Origin of the sequence: Mycobacterium sp. (assembly GCF_049802695.1) — a bacterium.
Taxonomy (GTDB): Bacteria; Actinomycetota; Actinomycetes; order Mycobacteriales; family Mycobacteriaceae; genus Mycobacterium.
On record NZ_JBARMY010000280.1, the window covers coordinates 1 to 14,669 of the forward strand.

The 14,669-nt window shown below is 64.7% G+C and carries 14 protein-coding genes and 1 pseudogene; 8 read left to right on the plus strand and 7 right to left on the minus strand.

Going from position 1 to position 14,669, the window contains the following annotated elements:
- Nucleotides 1-1,031, minus strand: a 1,031-nt coding sequence (locus WA317_RS11420) for a GNAT family N-acetyltransferase (RefSeq protein ID WP_425173132.1), incomplete at its 3' end; no start/stop codon positions are given.
- A gap of 335 nt (nt 1,032-1,366) precedes the next feature.
- On the opposite strand from WA317_RS11420, the gene WA317_RS11425 reads away from it, so the two are divergent.
- Both WA317_RS11425 and WA317_RS11430 read left to right on the plus strand, forming a co-directional pair.
- Nucleotides 1,367-2,572, plus strand: coding sequence for an LLM class flavin-dependent oxidoreductase (locus WA317_RS11425; protein WP_425173133.1), 1,206 nt, complete (start codon nt 1,367-1,369; stop codon nt 2,570-2,572).
- 24 nt (nt 2,573-2,596) lie between these two features.
- Complete coding sequence (locus WA317_RS11430) at nt 2,597-3,991, plus strand: NtaA/DmoA family FMN-dependent monooxygenase (protein ID WP_425173134.1); 1,395 nt, start codon at nt 2,597-2,599, stop codon at nt 3,989-3,991.
- A gap of 80 nt (nt 3,992-4,071) precedes the next feature.
- On the opposite strand, the gene WA317_RS11435 is transcribed toward WA317_RS11430, so the two are convergent.
- Nucleotides 4,072-4,902 carry an alpha/beta fold hydrolase gene (locus tag WA317_RS11435; RefSeq protein ID WP_425173135.1) on the minus strand — a complete coding sequence of 277 codons (831 nt, stop codon included), beginning with the start codon at nt 4,900-4,902 and terminating at the stop codon, nt 4,072-4,074.
- Between the two features lie 67 nt (nt 4,903-4,969).
- On the opposite strand from WA317_RS11435, the gene WA317_RS11440 reads away from it, so the two are divergent.
- Nucleotides 4,970-5,584: a TetR/AcrR family transcriptional regulator gene (locus WA317_RS11440; protein ID WP_425173136.1), complete on the plus strand. Its 615-nt coding sequence runs from the start codon at nt 4,970-4,972 to the stop codon at nt 5,582-5,584.
- A gap of 41 nt (nt 5,585-5,625) precedes the next feature.
- On the opposite strand, the gene WA317_RS11445 is transcribed toward WA317_RS11440, so the two are convergent.
- The gene (locus WA317_RS11445) at nt 5,626-6,567 is read right to left on the minus strand and encodes an alpha/beta hydrolase family esterase (protein WP_425173137.1); all 942 of its coding nucleotides are present in this window, start codon (nt 6,565-6,567) and stop codon (nt 5,626-5,628) included.
- A gap of 74 nt (nt 6,568-6,641) precedes the next feature.
- Here WA317_RS11445 and WA317_RS11450 point away from each other — a divergent pair, with 74 nt between their 5' ends.
- A complete protein-coding gene (locus tag WA317_RS11450) occupies nt 6,642-7,088 on the plus strand; it encodes a MarR family winged helix-turn-helix transcriptional regulator (RefSeq protein WP_425173138.1) in 447 nt (148 codons plus the stop codon).
- Between the two features lie 6 nt (nt 7,089-7,094).
- Here the strand turns inward: WA317_RS11450 and WA317_RS11455 are convergent, their stop codons facing one another.
- From WA317_RS11455 to WA317_RS11470, 4 genes are all read right to left on the minus strand, one after another.
- A complete protein-coding gene (locus WA317_RS11455) occupies nt 7,095-8,399 on the minus strand; it encodes an FAD-dependent oxidoreductase (protein ID WP_425173139.1) in 1,305 nt (434 codons plus the stop codon).
- 460 nt (nt 8,400-8,859) lie between these two features.
- Nucleotides 8,860-9,606: a methyltransferase domain-containing protein gene (locus WA317_RS11460; protein WP_425173140.1), complete on the minus strand. Its 747-nt coding sequence runs from the start codon at nt 9,604-9,606 to the stop codon at nt 8,860-8,862.
- Nucleotides 9,607-9,634: 28 nt separating this feature from the next.
- Nucleotides 9,635-10,273, minus strand: coding sequence for a class I SAM-dependent methyltransferase (locus WA317_RS11465; protein WP_425173141.1), 639 nt, complete (start codon nt 10,271-10,273; stop codon nt 9,635-9,637).
- A 9-nt stretch (nt 10,274-10,282) separates the two neighbouring features.
- A complete protein-coding gene (locus WA317_RS11470) occupies nt 10,283-11,218 on the minus strand; it encodes a class I SAM-dependent methyltransferase (protein WP_425173142.1) in 936 nt (311 codons plus the stop codon).
- 192 nt (nt 11,219-11,410) lie between these two features.
- On the opposite strand from WA317_RS11470, the gene WA317_RS11475 reads away from it, so the two are divergent.
- The 4 genes and pseudogenes from WA317_RS11475 to WA317_RS11490 form a co-directional block, all read left to right on the plus strand.
- Nucleotides 11,411-12,187: an SDR family oxidoreductase gene (locus WA317_RS11475; RefSeq protein WP_425173143.1), complete on the plus strand. Its 777-nt coding sequence runs from the start codon at nt 11,411-11,413 to the stop codon at nt 12,185-12,187.
- A 33-nt stretch (nt 12,188-12,220) separates the two neighbouring features.
- A complete protein-coding gene (locus tag WA317_RS11480) occupies nt 12,221-13,072 on the plus strand; it encodes an NmrA family NAD(P)-binding protein (protein WP_425173144.1) in 852 nt (283 codons plus the stop codon).
- 74 nt (nt 13,073-13,146) lie between these two features.
- Nucleotides 13,147-14,256, plus strand: a complete 1,110-nt coding sequence (locus tag WA317_RS11485; protein ID WP_425173145.1) for an AMP-binding protein — start codon at nt 13,147-13,149, stop codon at nt 14,254-14,256.
- A 35-nt stretch (nt 14,257-14,291) separates the two neighbouring features.
- Nucleotides 14,292-14,669: pseudogene (locus WA317_RS11490) on the plus strand (aldehyde dehydrogenase); the annotation flags it as partial.

Genomic DNA, 14,669 nt, shown 5'->3' on the forward strand with positions numbered 1-14,669 from the left:
TCCGCGCCACTGCCGGTGATGGCGAAGGCCGCGGTGTTGTCCGCCAGCAGCGGGTCGATGACGGCGACGGTGACGGCCCCGTCGCCGAAGTATCGGCGTGCGGCCAGGACCTTCTCGGCGTCGACGACGCGAAGCCACGTTTCGTCATGCACTGCGGTTACCCGCGCGGCCCGCCGATCAACAAGCAACCAGGGCAGCGGATCGTCGACAGGCAACATCCAGAACAGAACTCGGTCGATGAGATCGAGACCGAACAGGAAACGCAGCAGACCCAGATAGGCGTTGGTGGTGGGTGCGAAGAAATCCTCGACCACGATGGTGCGTTGGTCGCTGACGAACCATGCTTGGGTGTCGATGGGGCGGTAACGGATGAAACCCGACTCAGAACCGGGATCACCGTGCACAGCGACATACCAAGGCTCCGGCGATGATTCAGCGCGCCGTCGCGCGCCCTGCCACCACACCTGCGGACGACCGACGGTTCCCGGCCGAGTCGGCCGATTCTCCGTGTAGATGCGGGGCAGGACATCCCACGCTTGAGCCGCCTCCAGCAGGCGCACCGGACCGCCGGCCCCGACACCGGGCCGTAGCGCCGCGCGTGCGGTGACCACTTCGACGCTCTGCGACGAACTCGCTACGCCATAGCCGTACCGCTCATATATCGTCGCCTCCGATGCGCGCAGCGTTGCGACCACCTCACCGCGCGTGGCGATGTCGCGCAACTGGTGGTGTATCAATTCGGTGGCGATCCCTCGGCGAGTGAACGAGTGGAGTACCCCGATGTGGGTCACGGCGGCGTGGTCTACGACTGAGCCGCCCGGAAGTGTCAATTCGCTTGTCGTGGCGTCCGCGGTGCCGACGAGTTGTCCCTCGACGAAAGCGCCGACGGTTCGGCCGGGTTCGAGCAGCGTGCTGATCTGACCGGGCGCCATATTCGACAAGGGTGCGGACCCGACCATGGCAGCGCGGAACAGGTTTGCCGCCGCGATCAAATCGCCCTCGCTGTGCAGCACCCGGATTTCGGTGGTCATACCGCCATCATGTCTGGTGCACGTCGGACGCCGGCGCCGCGGTGCGCGGCGCGCCAGGGAAGGTACTTCGTTGAGTCGCGCACCGATGGCTTAAACTCGCGCAGAATGCAACTTGTCCGCCAGGCGTCGGGATCTAGCGTCGAGGACCTATGCCCGCGCGCTTCTTCTGGTTTCTGCCCCACGACCGGTGACAGCCGCTCGATCGTCGGCGCGCCGCCGCTGCTCGCTATGTCCGAATGAAGCCGCTTGCTCGCGGGGTGGTCGGAAATATCTGAGCCGGGTGCGTCGTTGCCAGGACGGTTCGGTGGTCGCATACGACAGGAAGGCGACTTGCTATGCCTGGATCGTCGAGTCCCGTGCACCTCGCCGTCGCGTTGGACGGTGCCGGATGGCATCCCGGCGCCTGGCGCGAGCCCGACGCTCGACCCGCTGAGTTGTTCGACGCGAGCTACTGGACCGACCTGGTTGCCGAAGCCGAACACGCAGCGCTGGACTTCGTCACGATAGAGGATTCACTCGGCCTTCAGTCGGAGGATCACTTCCGGCCCGACAACCGGGTCGACCGGGTTCGCGGCCGGTTGGACGCGGTACTCGTCGCCGCCCGGATCGCGCCGCGCACGAGAGGCATCGGCTTCCTGCCGACCGTGAACGTCACGCACACCGAGCCGTTCCACGCGTCGAAGTCGATCGCCACGCTCGACTACGTCAGTACCGGCCGAGCCGGGGTGCGGGTACAGATCTCCGGTCGTCACGACGTGGCAGCCCATTTCGGGCGCCGCGACCTGCCTCGTTGGTCGTCCGACGGGGTCAATGATCCGGGCGCCCGACAGCAGATCGGTGAATTGTTCGCCGAGACCGCCGAGTACGTCGAAGTGCTCCGCCGGCTGTGGGACAGCTGGGAGGACGACGCCGAGATCCGCGACGTCGCCACCGGGCGGTTCATCGACCGAGATAAACTGCACTACATCGACTTCGAAGGGCGCTGGTTCTCCGTCAAAGGACCGTCGATCACGCCACGCCCGCCACAAGGTCAGCCGATCGTCGCCGCGCTGGGACACGGCGGTGCCTCCTACGAGCTGATCGCCGGCAGCGCCGACGTGGGCTTCATCACCCCGCGCGACGCCGCGCAGGCCAACGGCATCGTCGGAGAGATCGCGGCACTGCAGTGGGCGGCCGGCCGCCGCCGCGACACCGCACTCATCTTCGCCGACCTGCTGGTGTTCCTGGATGACACCGAACAGGGCGCACAGACGCGGCAACGTCGGCTCGACGACCTTGCCGGGGTGCAATATCGCAGTGATGCTGCAACTTTCGTCGGTACACCAGCGCAGCTGGCAGATCTGCTGCAGGAGTGGCACGCCACCGGATTGGCAGGTTTCCGACTTCGGCCCGCGGCGCTTCCGCATGACCTCATCCAGATCACAAAAGGCTTGGTGCCTGAGTTGCGCCGCCGAAAGCTATTCCGCGGCGGCTATGAGGCCGAGACATTACGCGGGCTGCTGGGATTGCCGCGCGCTGCCAATCGTTACGCGACCGCCTGACCACTTGACTGCGAGGACTTTTGGATGAGCAAGCCGTTGAAGCAGATTCACCTGGCCGCGCACTTTCCGGGGGTCAACAACACCACCGTCTGGAGTGACCCGGCGGCCGGCAGTCATATCGAGTTCAGCTCGTTCGCTCAATTCGCCCAGACGGCCGAGCGGGGCAAATTCGACTTCTTGTTCCTGGCTGAGGGGCTGCGGCTGCGTGAGCAGAACGGCCGGATCTATGACCTCGACGTAGTGGGTCGTCCGGACACCTTCACCGTGCTTGCCGCACTGGCGGCGGTCACCGACCGGCTCGGCCTGACCGGCACCATCAACTCGACATTCAACGAGCCCTATGAGGTGGCTCGGCAGTTCGCCTCGCTGGATCATCTCTCCGGCGGTCGGGCGGCCTGGAACGTAGTCACCTCGTGGGATGCGTTCACCGGCGAGAACTTTCGCCGGGGCGGATTCGTGCCGGAGGATCAGCGCTACGAGCGGGCGAAAACCTTTCTGCAGACGACGCACGAGCTTTTCGACTCGTGGCGCGGCGACGAAATCGTCGCGGACAAGGTCAGCGGCGTGTTCTTGCGCGACCCGAACGCCGGCGCGTTCGCCCATAAGGACGCGCATTTCGACATCCGCGGCCGGTTCAACGTACCGAAAAGCCCGCAGGGCCGGCCGGTGATCTTCCAGGCCGGTGACTCCGACGAGGGCCGTGACTTCGCGGCCTCTGCTGCCGACGCGATCTTCTCCCGGCACAGCACGCTGGAGGCCGGTCAGGCGTTCTATTCCGACGTCAAGGGCCGGCTCGCCCGCTACGGGCGTCGCCCGGAGGAGCTGCTGATTCTGCCGGCGGCGACGTTCGTGATCGGTGACACCGACGCCGAAGCACACGAAATCGCGCATGCGGTGCGGCTGGCGCAAGTCTCGCCGCAGACGGCGATCAAATTCCTCGAGCAACTGTGGAATCGTGACCTGTCCGACCACGACCCGGACGGCCCGCTGCCGACCGTGGACCCGCAAGAGGGCGAGAACACCGTGTCACGCGGCCGGGCCAGCGTCCGCATGTTCTCCGACCGGATCGCGATCGCCAACGATTGGCGGGCGAAGGCCGAGGCCGAGCATCTGAGTACTCGGGAGTTGATCGTCGAGGTCACCGGCAGGCAGTCGTTCATCGGGTCACCGCAGAGGATCGCCGCCACGATCAACGACTTGGTCCAAGCTGATGCCAGCGACGGATTCATTCTGGTGCCGCACATCACGCCGGCCGGCCTTGATCCGTTCGTCGACCGAGTGGTGCCGCTGCTGCAGGAACGCGGCGTGTTTCGGTCCGACTACACCGGCACCACATTGCGGGATCACCTCGGTCTGGCGCCGATACCGGCGCCGCGGCGATCCGCTGACCGCGACACCGCCGCCGGAGTCGCGTCCTAGACGGTCCGATTTAGCCGCTCATAAGACCGCGCGACAAGAACTACCTGTTCGAAGACCTCATCCGCACCGTGGCACGGACGCTAAGCGCGCACTGCGATCGTCGACATGAGATCGGCGAGTTCGTCCGGCCGGTCGATCATCGAGAACGTTCGCGAGCCCTGGATTACCGCAAGACGCGCGTGCGGAATGGCTGAGGCCAGCCGCCGCCCGTCTTCTTGGGCGAAGAACACGTCGTCGGCCGACCACGCGACGAGCGCGGGCACATCGATCTCCGGCAGCCGGGCCGCGACACCGGTCGCTACTTCGGTGCGCAGCGACAGGGTGAACTGACGTAAGTCTTCGGCGACCGCAGCATCGGACAGCGCCGGTCGCACCCAGATCTCGGTGAGGTCGTCGATGTTGCGATGCGCCAGGCCGTCATAGGCTCGCTTGCGCGCCACAGCTAGCCGAAGAGCCTGGATTGCGGCCCTGAACGCTGTTTTGGATTTGGCGGCCATGATGACCGGCTTGAGAATCGGCGGCGGGAAATGTTCAAAGGCGTCACAACTCGTGAGCACAACCGCGCCGATCCGTTCAGGGTGGTGAACAGCCGCGAGTTGCGTGATAAGCCCGCCGCTGTCGTTGCCGACCAGCACTACGTCCTCGAGGTCGAGGGCGGCCAGCACATCGGCGACGATGTGGGCGACACCGGTGATGGTTCGGTCTGCCCCGGCCCGCAATGGCTGCGGATGGGCGCCAAGCGGCCAGGTGGGGGCGATGCACCGCAGACCGGAGTCGACCAGCCGCGCGCTCACCTGGCGCCACAGTTGGCCGCCCATGAGGTAGCCGTGCACGAAGACGACCGGCCGGCCGTTCTCCGATCCGGTTGCTTCGTAATGGATGGTTCCGGCACTAAGGTCGATCTTCGGCATGGACACTCCTTCAGGATGGTTATGTTACAAACAGACTGTCTGTTTGTTAGTTCTACCAATAGGTTGCATGGAAAGCAAGAGACGTACTCAAGAGGAGCGCTCCGCAGCGACCCGCGACGCGCTGGTCCGGGCTGCCCGCGAACTATGGGGTCGGCGTGGATACGCCGATGTCGGCACACCGGAGATCGCCGGCGCGGCCAGGGTGACGCGCGGGGCGATGTATCACCAATTCACCGACAAGGCATCGCTTTTCCGCGAGGTCGTCGAGGCCGTTGAACGTGACGTAATGGCACGGATGTCCACCGCGGTGGCCGAGTCGGGCGCGCAGACCCCCGCGGATGCTATCCGGGCCGCAGTCGACGCCTGGCTCGACGTCTCCGGCGATCCCGAGGTCCGTCAACTCATCCTGCTGGATGCGCCCAGCGTCCTGGGCTGGGCCGGTTTTCGTGACGTCGCGCAGCGCTACAGCCTGGGCATGACCGAACAGTTGCTAGTCGAAGCGATCCGGGCAGGGCAGCTGGCTCGTCAACCCACTCGTCCGCTGGCTCACGTTCTGATCGGCGCGCTCGATGAGGCCGCCATGGCCATCGCCACCGCTGACGATCCGGAATGCGCCCGGCGCGAGACCAGGCAGGTGCTGCACCGGCTCATCGACGGGATGTTGCACGACCCGGGCCGCTGATCAAGAGTGCGGACAGTCACGTGGAGCTGACCGGATGTTTCTCAGCGGTGGTGTTGAGTGAAGAACTGCCAGATCGTACTGGTGGCGTCGAGCGCCGTGGACGGTGCAGGTATGCCTCCGACCTTCTCCACCAGCGGGCTTCGGGTACCACCGGGCCACTGATGGCCGGCGTCAGCCACCGTAATCAGCTCAACGGCGCGGCCGTCCGGGCATGACGCTGTCACGGTCGTCACGACCCCTGTGGTGCTGGAGGCGGGCGGTCCGCACCTATCGATGGAACGCCACGTCGCGTTCACCGACGGCACGGAGGGGCCGTCGACGCGCGGACGACCGTTGCCCGCGAAAGCTTTACCGGGTCCGCCGGGGTAGGGCACCCGGTCGTCGGCAGTCCCGTGGATCTGCAGAACCGATGTCGGCCGCGCATGTGAGCACTCGGTCAACAGGGTGCCCGCCACCGGAGCGATCGCAGTGAAGACGTCGGTCTGGCAGCCCAGCCGAAAAGCCATCATCGCTCCGTTCGACATGCCCGTGACGAAGACACGTGCCGCATCGATCGGTATCTGCTTCTCGACGTCCGCGACCATCGCGGTGATGAAGCCGACGTCGTCTACACCGGCGCTCTGTGGCTCACCGCAACACGTTCCGGCGTTCCAGGCGCGGTGCAGACCGTCGGGATAGGCGACCAGAAAATGGCCACTGTCGGCCGCGCTGTCCCAGTGGTAGGAACGCTCGGCCTGTGCGCCGCTGCCGAAGCCGCCGTGCAGCATCACCACTATCGGCGCCGCGCCGGTCAGACCCTGCGGTCGGTAGAGGTGAAATGTCCTGCTGATCCCGCCCGACTGGACGGTATGCGTGGATTGGCCGACCGGAATATTGTCGCCTCCTTGCCTTCCCAGTGGACGGCCGCCACCGAGACAGCCGCTGAGCAAGACGACCAGGCCGAGAAGACCGACACTGAGAAGCCGACTACTTCCGGAACCCATGAGTCATCGTCGCATCTGTTGTGACAATTGACAAGATGCTTGTCATTTAGGCGACCGGTGGCACACTCGGGTTTATGCGACGTGTTCTCGACGCCGAGTGGGCCCCCACCGTCCCGGCCCTCGTGCAGTTGGTGGCCGCTTCCGAAGCGCCCTATCTCACGGCGGCTTTCGCCGCAGCCGGGCTCGACGGCCTGCGACCGGCGCAATCGGTTGTGCTGGTGCCGTTGGCAACCGGTGGCTTACATGCATCGGATCTGGCCGACCGACTTGCGGTGAGCCGACAGGCGGTCGCGCAGGCGGTGGCGGCATTGGAGCGACACGGCTTTGTGTCGCGGCTGCCCGACCCCGCCGATGCCCGCGCGCAGATTATCGAGCTCACACCTCGCGGTCGACGGGTACTCTCCGAAATGCGTTCGGCCGCAATTGGTTTGGAGAAGCGATGGGAAGAACTGCTGGGCCGGCAGCGACTCAGCGCGTTGCGTAGAAGTCTTCTGATGCTGCTTTCCGCGGAGTCCGCATAGTGTCCATCACCGGAGCAGCGGGCTGTAGTCAGTTGGCGGGTCGATGAGGTTCATGGCCCGGAACAATTTCTCGGTAAGCGCGGGACTGTGCTCAGCGGCTGCCAGCACTTCCTCGCGGAAGTCCAAAAGCTCTTTGGGTATCGATTGCTGACCATTGCCGTTGGCCATGTAGATGTCATTGAACTGATTGGACGCCCAGAGCGGACCGACATGCTGGGCGGCGGCATCGAAGAATCGCCGGCTCAAGTCGCCGTTTGACTCCGACAGGCACTCCCGCAGCGACGCGGCCTCGAGTGCGGCCACCGTCATGCCCTGGCCGTAAATGGGATTGGTGCTGGCGATCGCATCACCGAACACCAGAAATCCAGCCGGAAAACGCGACATCTTGTCGTATCGTCGCCACGTACCGCCCGGGTACCGGAACACTGCCACTTCGCCGACGGGTTCGCCCTGTTGCAGCGCGTGCACCACCGCAGGCGGCGCGAATTTTTCTGCCAGCAACAGCATTTCGGCGAGATTGTCCGGTGGTTCCGTTCCGGCCAAGCGTGCAACGGTGAAAATCCAGGTGTCATGCTCGTAGACCGAGAACGCTCCGCCGGTCTGTCGCTCCGCTTCTGGAATGACGAATGTCATCTTCTCGGCGATCACCCCGACCGGGATCCGCATCAATTGGCTGGAGTAACTGGCGTTCGCCTGTGAGCGCTCCACGGGTGGCCTGCCGTAACCCATCTGGTCGAGGAAGGCTGGGGTGCGTGCGCTGCGGCCCATGGCGTCGACCACCAGATCGGCATCCAACGTTTGCTCGACTCCGCTGTCGCGGTTCACCACCAGCGCACCGGTGACCTGCTGCGGCTGGGCGGCGATCGGCTCCACCAGATCGTGGCCGTCCAGGAACTCGACATTGGCGGTAGCGGCGACTCGTCGCCTAATCTGCGATTCCAGCAGCGGTCGACTGAGCAAATGGATGACCACCGACGAGGGATCGCTGAACTTGCCCGTCCTGTTGTATTCGTGACCGGCCACTCGGATGGACACCTGTGCGAGGCTGCCGTCATCGCACACCGTTGCGCCCGCGGCGACGAGTTCGTCGTGCAGGCCGGGAAACAGTTCGCCTAACTCCCGCGACCCGCGACTCCAGAGCACGTGAAAGTGTCGTCCTTGCGGGACTCCGCGCCGAGGCGCGACCGCGTCGGACAACTTATCCCGTTCGACCACCGTCACGGTGCCGTAGAACTCTGAAAGCACCCGAGCGGCGAGCAGGCCTCCGACACCTGCGCCACAGACGATGGCTCGATCACCGCGCTTGCTCATCGGCAACCCCCTCAACGCGGGCCGGCGGGACCTGCCGCGCCGCTCCGGCTCGCGCGACTAAGCCCTCGCGGCTGAGCTCCCCCATCCCGGCCCACCGTACAGAAAACGTTGAAGCGATATGTGCCAATCCCCAGAACGTCTGACGATCGTGTGTGGGGGGCCGGATTACGCTTGCGCGCGACTTCGACGATGTAGTCGAGTTTGTCGGTTTTCAGCCAGACGATCGGCCAGGCGTCGGCCTCGGCGAAACCCACGTGCCGCAGCAGTCCTGGTAACCCTCGACGTTGGCCGACCGACGGATGGCCTTCGGCGATGCGGCCCCACAGCCGAGCCGCGCCACGCCGTCGCGCTCGCGTGAGCCGAAAATCGGCTTACGGACCACAAGTCCGTCAGATCGTCCGACCGTCAATCCCGACGGATGTGTTCCAACTCAGTGAAGTACCACGGCTCACGGGCCTGATCACCCTCGTTTGGCGCGAACCCATTGAATCGTGCCGAAGTTTTTCGTCCGTACGCTGACGAAGCCGTGATCTTCCAAAATGTCGGCGATTTCATCGTCACCGAAGAAATGCGCACCGGTGTTCGGCAGGAGTTTCCATATCGGACCGGCAGCACCTGCGGTGGGGACCATCAGGGCCAGCCGCCCGCCCGGGCGCAACACTCGGGCTATCTCTGCCAGCGTCGCCGCCGGATCAGGGATCAGCTGCAAAACAGCGATCGAGACCACCGCATCAACCGTCTCGCCGCGCAGCGGAAGTCGCTGAGCGTCCGTTCGCACGAACCCGGTACGCGGCCCGGCGTGATTGCGGACTGCGCGGGCCAGCATCGGTTCGGAGATGTCGACGCCAATGGCGAGGCCGTCCGGGGCGGCGGCCTCGGCAAGTGCTGCAGTCACGCTGCCCGGACCACTGCCGACGTCGAGCGCGACCCCGCCGGGTGGGATGTTCAACCACTCCTGGGGATGCTGCCAAGCGGTGAACACCCGCCGGGACAGCGCTTGGGCGTTGTCGTAGAGCAGCGAACCGATCGGCGAAGCCCACAATGCCTGGATGGCACCGGTGTTCTTCGGTACTGCGGAGCTCTCGACCGGCTCAGCTCCCAGAAGATCGAGGTAGCCCTTGCTGAAGTCGGGCACCGGCGGCGGATCCGAGAGCAAGTCCAAAGCCCGGTGCAGCGCCGGCGGCAACGTTGTCGTACGTTCGGTCACAAGCGTTCTTCTTTCTCTGTTAGTTCAGTCATCGGTCCTTGATCCCGACGGTGACCAGGTCAGGGATGAACCTGGTGGCCAATGGGCGCGGGATGCGGTGCTGCTCGCGGATGGTTAATTCCGCGCTTTCGAATAATCTGCGCAGCTCCGCCGGCGACGCGTGGTGTGCCGGCTTCCACTTGCTGGCGACCGGGCCCTGGAGCCACCGTTGCCGCGCGCTGAGGGCCGTAACCGCCACTAGCCCACCGGGGGAGAGCACGCGGCTGAACTCCCGCAGAGCCGCTGCCTGGTTGAAGAAGTGAAACGCCGACGTCGTCACGACGGCATCTAGCGCTCCGTCGTCGAAGGGCAGGTGTTCGGCCGGTCCGGATAACCACTGCACCCGTGTAGATCTGGCCCGAGCTTGGTTGAGCATGCCGTGCGACATGTCCACGCCGTAGATCTCCTCAGGCTGCAATTCCCGCTGAATCCGGTCAGCCAGAATGCCGGTGCCGCAGGCTATGTCGGCGATCCGGCGGGAACGGTTCGCGCGCAGTCGTGCGATCACCTCGTCATGGGCCGGGCGGTACACCCACTGTTGCAGAATCGGCAGGTTGTAGGCGGGCGCAGCGAAACTCCAGAATCGTGTGACGGCGTCGTTGAGCCCTCGTCTCGGCACAGTCGGCATCGTCCCCGGTTACCCCTTTTTCAGCACGGAGGTGTAGTAAATCGTGTCGGCCACCGACACGGAGTCCGTGATCTGCGGAAGCGCCGTCAATCCGTTGTCGGCGAACAGCTGACTCATCCGCACGCCGGTCGACTGCCAGCCTTGCCTTTCAAGGTAGTCGGCCACGTCGTTGCGCTCGCCTTGGTAGCCGAGGTCGGCAAAGTCCAATTCGAGGCCATGTGCCCGCCACTTGGCAGTGGCCTCGCGCATCATCTCGCGGGCTTCGTCAATGCTGACCTGCGACATGTCGGGCACCGCTTCGCTGGCGAGCCGGCTGCCGTCGGCGCTGAGCGCGGTGATGTTGTCCAGCAGGCGGTCCTGAGCTTCCGGCGGGAGGTATCCGAGCAATCCCTCAGCGATCCAGGCGGTCGGCCGGTTGGTGTCGAAACCTGCATCGAGCAGTGCTTTCGGCCAGTCGTCTCGCAGGTCGACGGCTAGTGCGCGCCGCTCGGCGGTCGGCGCCGCCCCGAGTTGGGCCAAAGTGGCCGTCTTGAACTCGATGACCGATGGCTGGTCAATCTCGAAAATCGTCATCCCGGCGGGCCAGGCCAACCGGTAGGCGCGGGCGTCCAGGCCGGACGCCAGGATCACCGCCTGACGAATCCCGGCCTCCGTCGCCTCCCGGAAGAAGGTGTCGAAGAATCGGGTGCGGGCAGCCATCGCGTCGGGCATGTGCGCGAGCTTCCAGCCGGAGTCGTGCTCGTCGACGTCGGCGGCGGCCAACTGTCCGTTGATCCAACGGTTGAAGAAATCCACGCCTACTGCTCGGACGAGTGGTTCGGCGAACGGGTCGTCGATCAGCGCATCCTCTTCATTGGTGGCGATCGCCCGCGCCGCGGCTACCATCGTCGCCGTGGCGCCCACGCTGGTCGCCAAATCCCATGTGTCGTTGTCTGTACGTGGCATGTGTTTCCTCCAGACGTAAAGCCTATCTAATTATTAGCCAGTATAACGAGCTTTAGCGTTCGCAAGAAGGTTGACATCCAATGATGTTCGTCACACACAACGACACGACGCGGTTAAACCGGGCGGGCATACGCGCCTGGCTGAGCGGGTAGCCGCTCCCACGCGGAAAGCAATGGTTGACAGGAGAACCTCATGCAGTTGACGGGCAACACCGTCTTGGTGACCGGCGGCGGCACCGGCATCGGCCGTGGTCTGGCCGAATCCTTCCACCGGTTGGGTAATCGCGTCGTGATCGCCGGCCGTCGGCGAGAGCCGCTGCAGGAGGTGGCAAAGGCCAACCCGGGAATCGAGTACCTGACGCTGGACCAGGGCGACGCGGACGATATCTCGAGGTTCGCGGCCGAACTGACTGACCGGTATCCCGATTTCAACGTGCTGATCAACAACGCCGGCATCCAGCGTCCCGAGGACCTCCTCATCGGCGACGTGAGCGCAGCGGAGCAGACGGTCGCGATCAATCTGCTGGGCCCGATCCGGCTCACCGCGGCGCTGTTGCCGGCGTTGCTCGACAAACCGCACCCCGCGATGCTCAACGTCACCTCCGGTCTGGGGTTCATGCCGAGCGCGCTCACACCGACGTATTGCGCCACCAAGGCGGCGATGCACTCCTACACTGAGTCTTTGCGGTTCCAGCTTCGAAAGACGTCGATCCAGGTGATCGAGATCGTGCCGCCGCAGGTACAGACCGCCCTTCAGGGTGAGCGGGGGTTCGATCCGACAGCGATGCCACTCGACGAGTACGTCGCCGAGACAATGACCCTGCTGCATAGCGGACCGCAGGCCAAGGAGATCGTCGTCGAGCGCGCGAGGCGGTTCCGCAACGCCGAACGCGAGGGTGTGTACGACGAGATTCACCCCGCCTTCAATGAACAGATGATCAGCAGGCTGAATCAGCCGGCTAAGAACTGATCAGGGGCCCAAAGAAGAACGGGAAGAGTTTCAATGCGCGTTTTGATGGTCGGCGCGACAGGGCGTCACGCCCAGTGGGTACTGCGCGCGTTGCTGGACCGTGGTGTTTCAGTGCGGGCTTTGGTGCGTAACGAAGAGCGCGCGAAAGTGGCGCGCGACAACGGCGCCGACGAAACGGTCATCGGTGACCTGACCGAACCGGCGAGCCTGGCCCCGGCGGTCGCGGGAGTCGACGGCGTCTTTCACATCGGGCCGGCGCATTCGGCGAGGGAGGCCCAGATGGGCGTGGCGATGGTTGATGCCGCTCGAGCTGCCGGTGTGCGGAAGTTCGTGTTCTCCGGTGTGATTCACCCGTCGATCTCAGCGATGACCAATCATGCCGCCGCCAAGTTGCCCGTCGAAAACGCGCTATACAGCTCGGAGTTGGACTTCACGGTGCTGCAGCCGGCGCGGTTCATGCAGAACTTCGAACGGTCCTGGCACGATGTCGTCGAGCACGGCCGGTTGGCGCAGCCGCACTCGCTGACGGTGAAGATGTGTTCGGTGGACTACCGCGATGTGGCCGAGGTCGCCGCACTGGCGCTGACCGGCAACGAGCTGAGTTACGGCACTTTCGAATTGTGTGCTCCGGGGAACCAGGACAGCCATGACGTCGCCGCGATCCTCAGCGAGGTTCTCGGACGCCCGATCACCGTGGTGCAGACACCGCTGGACGAGTTCGCGTCACAGCTGCCGGAAGGACCGTTCCGCGACGGCATGACGCGGATGATGACCCACTACGACCGGCATGGCCTGCCTGGCGGCAACTCACTGGTGTTGCGGGCGATCCTCGGCCGCGAACCGCGAACGCTCAGAGACTATTTCCAGGAGCTTGCGTCTCGCTGAAAACCCAGTGAAACCCGCGAAGCCAAGAAGGTGTCGATTGTTCATCCGGTCCGCCATGCGACAGGATCGGTGTTATGGCCTCGTCTCCAGACTCGCCGGACTTCGCTCTGCTGGATGTGCCGAGAGCCGCACCGGTTGAGAATCCCGAGGCCTATCTGCGCGCCGCAATCGCCTGGCATTTCGGCCAGGACACCGGCTCGCCGTTCTGGTTGCGCATCGCCGAAACCCTGGCCTTCAACCCGTTGACCGATGTCAACACCTTCACCGATCTGCGATTGTTTCCCAACCTGGTCAACGAGCTGCGCAACGTCCCGGTCGAGGACCTCGTCCCGCGCGGGTACGGATCGCCGCGCCCGATACCGCAGGTATTCGAATCCGGTGGCACCACCGGTGCGCCGAAAAGAACTGCGCAACTGCCAGATTGGATCGCACAAGTCATCCAGTGGCAGACTGAGGACTTCGCCACCGGCGGGTTCCTGCCGGGCCACGGTTTCCTGTGCCTGATGCCCAGCGGACCGCACGGGGTCGGCTATTTCTCCCGCATGGTCGCCGGGCAACTCGGCTCGGTCTTCCACGGAGTCGACATCGATCCGCGCTGGGTGAAGAAGATCGCCGCCCGCAATGCGGCCGCGGAGGTGGCGGCCTACATCGATCACCTGATCGAGCAGGCGGTGTTCGTTCTGCAGACCCAGAACGTGGCCAACATGCACACCACTCCGCCACTGCTCGAAGCGATCGCCCGCAATGACCGGGTGGTGGATCTGGTTAATGACAAGATCCGTTATCTGCTGCTCAGCGGCGCGCATGTGGACGCCGACACACTGGACCTGCTGCGCGACATCTTCCCGGACACCACCATCACGATGGCTTTCGGCAGCACCATGGTCCTTTCGCAGGCCGTCACCCGCATAGCCGACGACTCCGGGACCTTCGTCTTCGATCCCCGCTCGCCCTACGTCGTCTTGTGGGTGGTCGACCCGGAGACCGGAGAGCAAGTGCCATACGGAGAGTTGGGTCAGCTGGTGATGAACCACGTCAGCAAGGGAATGTTCATACCGAACAATCTTGAACGCGATATGGCGATCCGGATGCCCGGGCCGGCAACACAAATCGGTGATTCGGTCAGCGCGGTGCGACCGGTGACCCTCTTCGAGGGGGAAGCCGTCATCGAAGGCGTGTACTGACTATGACGCCCGAGCGGAAAAGTGCTGCAACGGATCTGATATCCATCGATGCGCTTGGCCCGGGCGGGCCGTACCGGACGCGCAATCGTGAAGCTATCACGACCGTCGCCGGAGAACCGATCGCCGAGCTCAGCCTCGTTCCGCCCCTCTACGTTTCGCGCGCCATCAGTGCACAACGCAGAACGCGCCCACTGCCCGTCGCACAGCGTAGAGCCGCTTTGGCGCGTGCCGCGGAAGCGTTCACGGACGCAGTGATCGCCGGTCTGGACTTCCCCGCTTACGTAGAGCTGGCCAGTCGGGTGTCCGGGCTGCCGATCAGGGTGGCCCGCGCCGCCGCCCTGCGGGTTGGCGAAGCCGTCGGCACGGCATGGGATGCGGTACGCCCGGCTCAGCCGGTCGGCTCGGCGCTGAAC

Bases quoted from the DNA above. Each gene is read 5' to 3' on its own strand.
- WA317_RS11425 (WP_425173133.1), top strand. From the start codon at position 1,367: ATGCCTGGATCGTCGAGTCCCGTGCACCTCGCCGTCGCGTTGGACGGT.
- WA317_RS11445 (WP_425173137.1), bottom strand. From the start codon at position 6,567: ATGGGTTCCGGAAGTAGTCGGCTTCTCAGTGTCGGTCTTCTCGGCCTG.
- WA317_RS11450 (WP_425173138.1), top strand. From the start codon at position 6,642: ATGCGACGTGTTCTCGACGCCGAGTGGGCCCCCACCGTCCCGGCCCTC.
- WA317_RS11455 (WP_425173139.1), bottom strand. From the start codon at position 8,399: ATGAGCAAGCGCGGTGATCGAGCCATCGTCTGTGGCGCAGGTGTCGGA.
- WA317_RS11475 (WP_425173143.1), top strand. From the start codon at position 11,411: ATGCAGTTGACGGGCAACACCGTCTTGGTGACCGGCGGCGGCACCGGC.
- WA317_RS11465 (WP_425173141.1), bottom strand. From the start codon at position 10,273: ATGCCGACTGTGCCGAGACGAGGGCTCAACGACGCCGTCACACGATTC.
- WA317_RS11430 (WP_425173134.1), top strand. From the start codon at position 2,597: ATGAGCAAGCCGTTGAAGCAGATTCACCTGGCCGCGCACTTTCCGGGG.
- WA317_RS11470 (WP_425173142.1), bottom strand. From the start codon at position 11,218: ATGCCACGTACAGACAACGACACATGGGATTTGGCGACCAGCGTGGGC.
- WA317_RS11440 (WP_425173136.1), top strand. From the start codon at position 4,970: ATGGAAAGCAAGAGACGTACTCAAGAGGAGCGCTCCGCAGCGACCCGC.
- WA317_RS11485 (WP_425173145.1), top strand. From the start codon at position 13,147: ATGGCCTCGTCTCCAGACTCGCCGGACTTCGCTCTGCTGGATGTGCCG.
- WA317_RS11480 (WP_425173144.1), top strand. From the start codon at position 12,221: ATGCGCGTTTTGATGGTCGGCGCGACAGGGCGTCACGCCCAGTGGGTA.
- WA317_RS11435 (WP_425173135.1), bottom strand. From the start codon at position 4,902: ATGCCGAAGATCGACCTTAGTGCCGGAACCATCCATTACGAAGCAACC.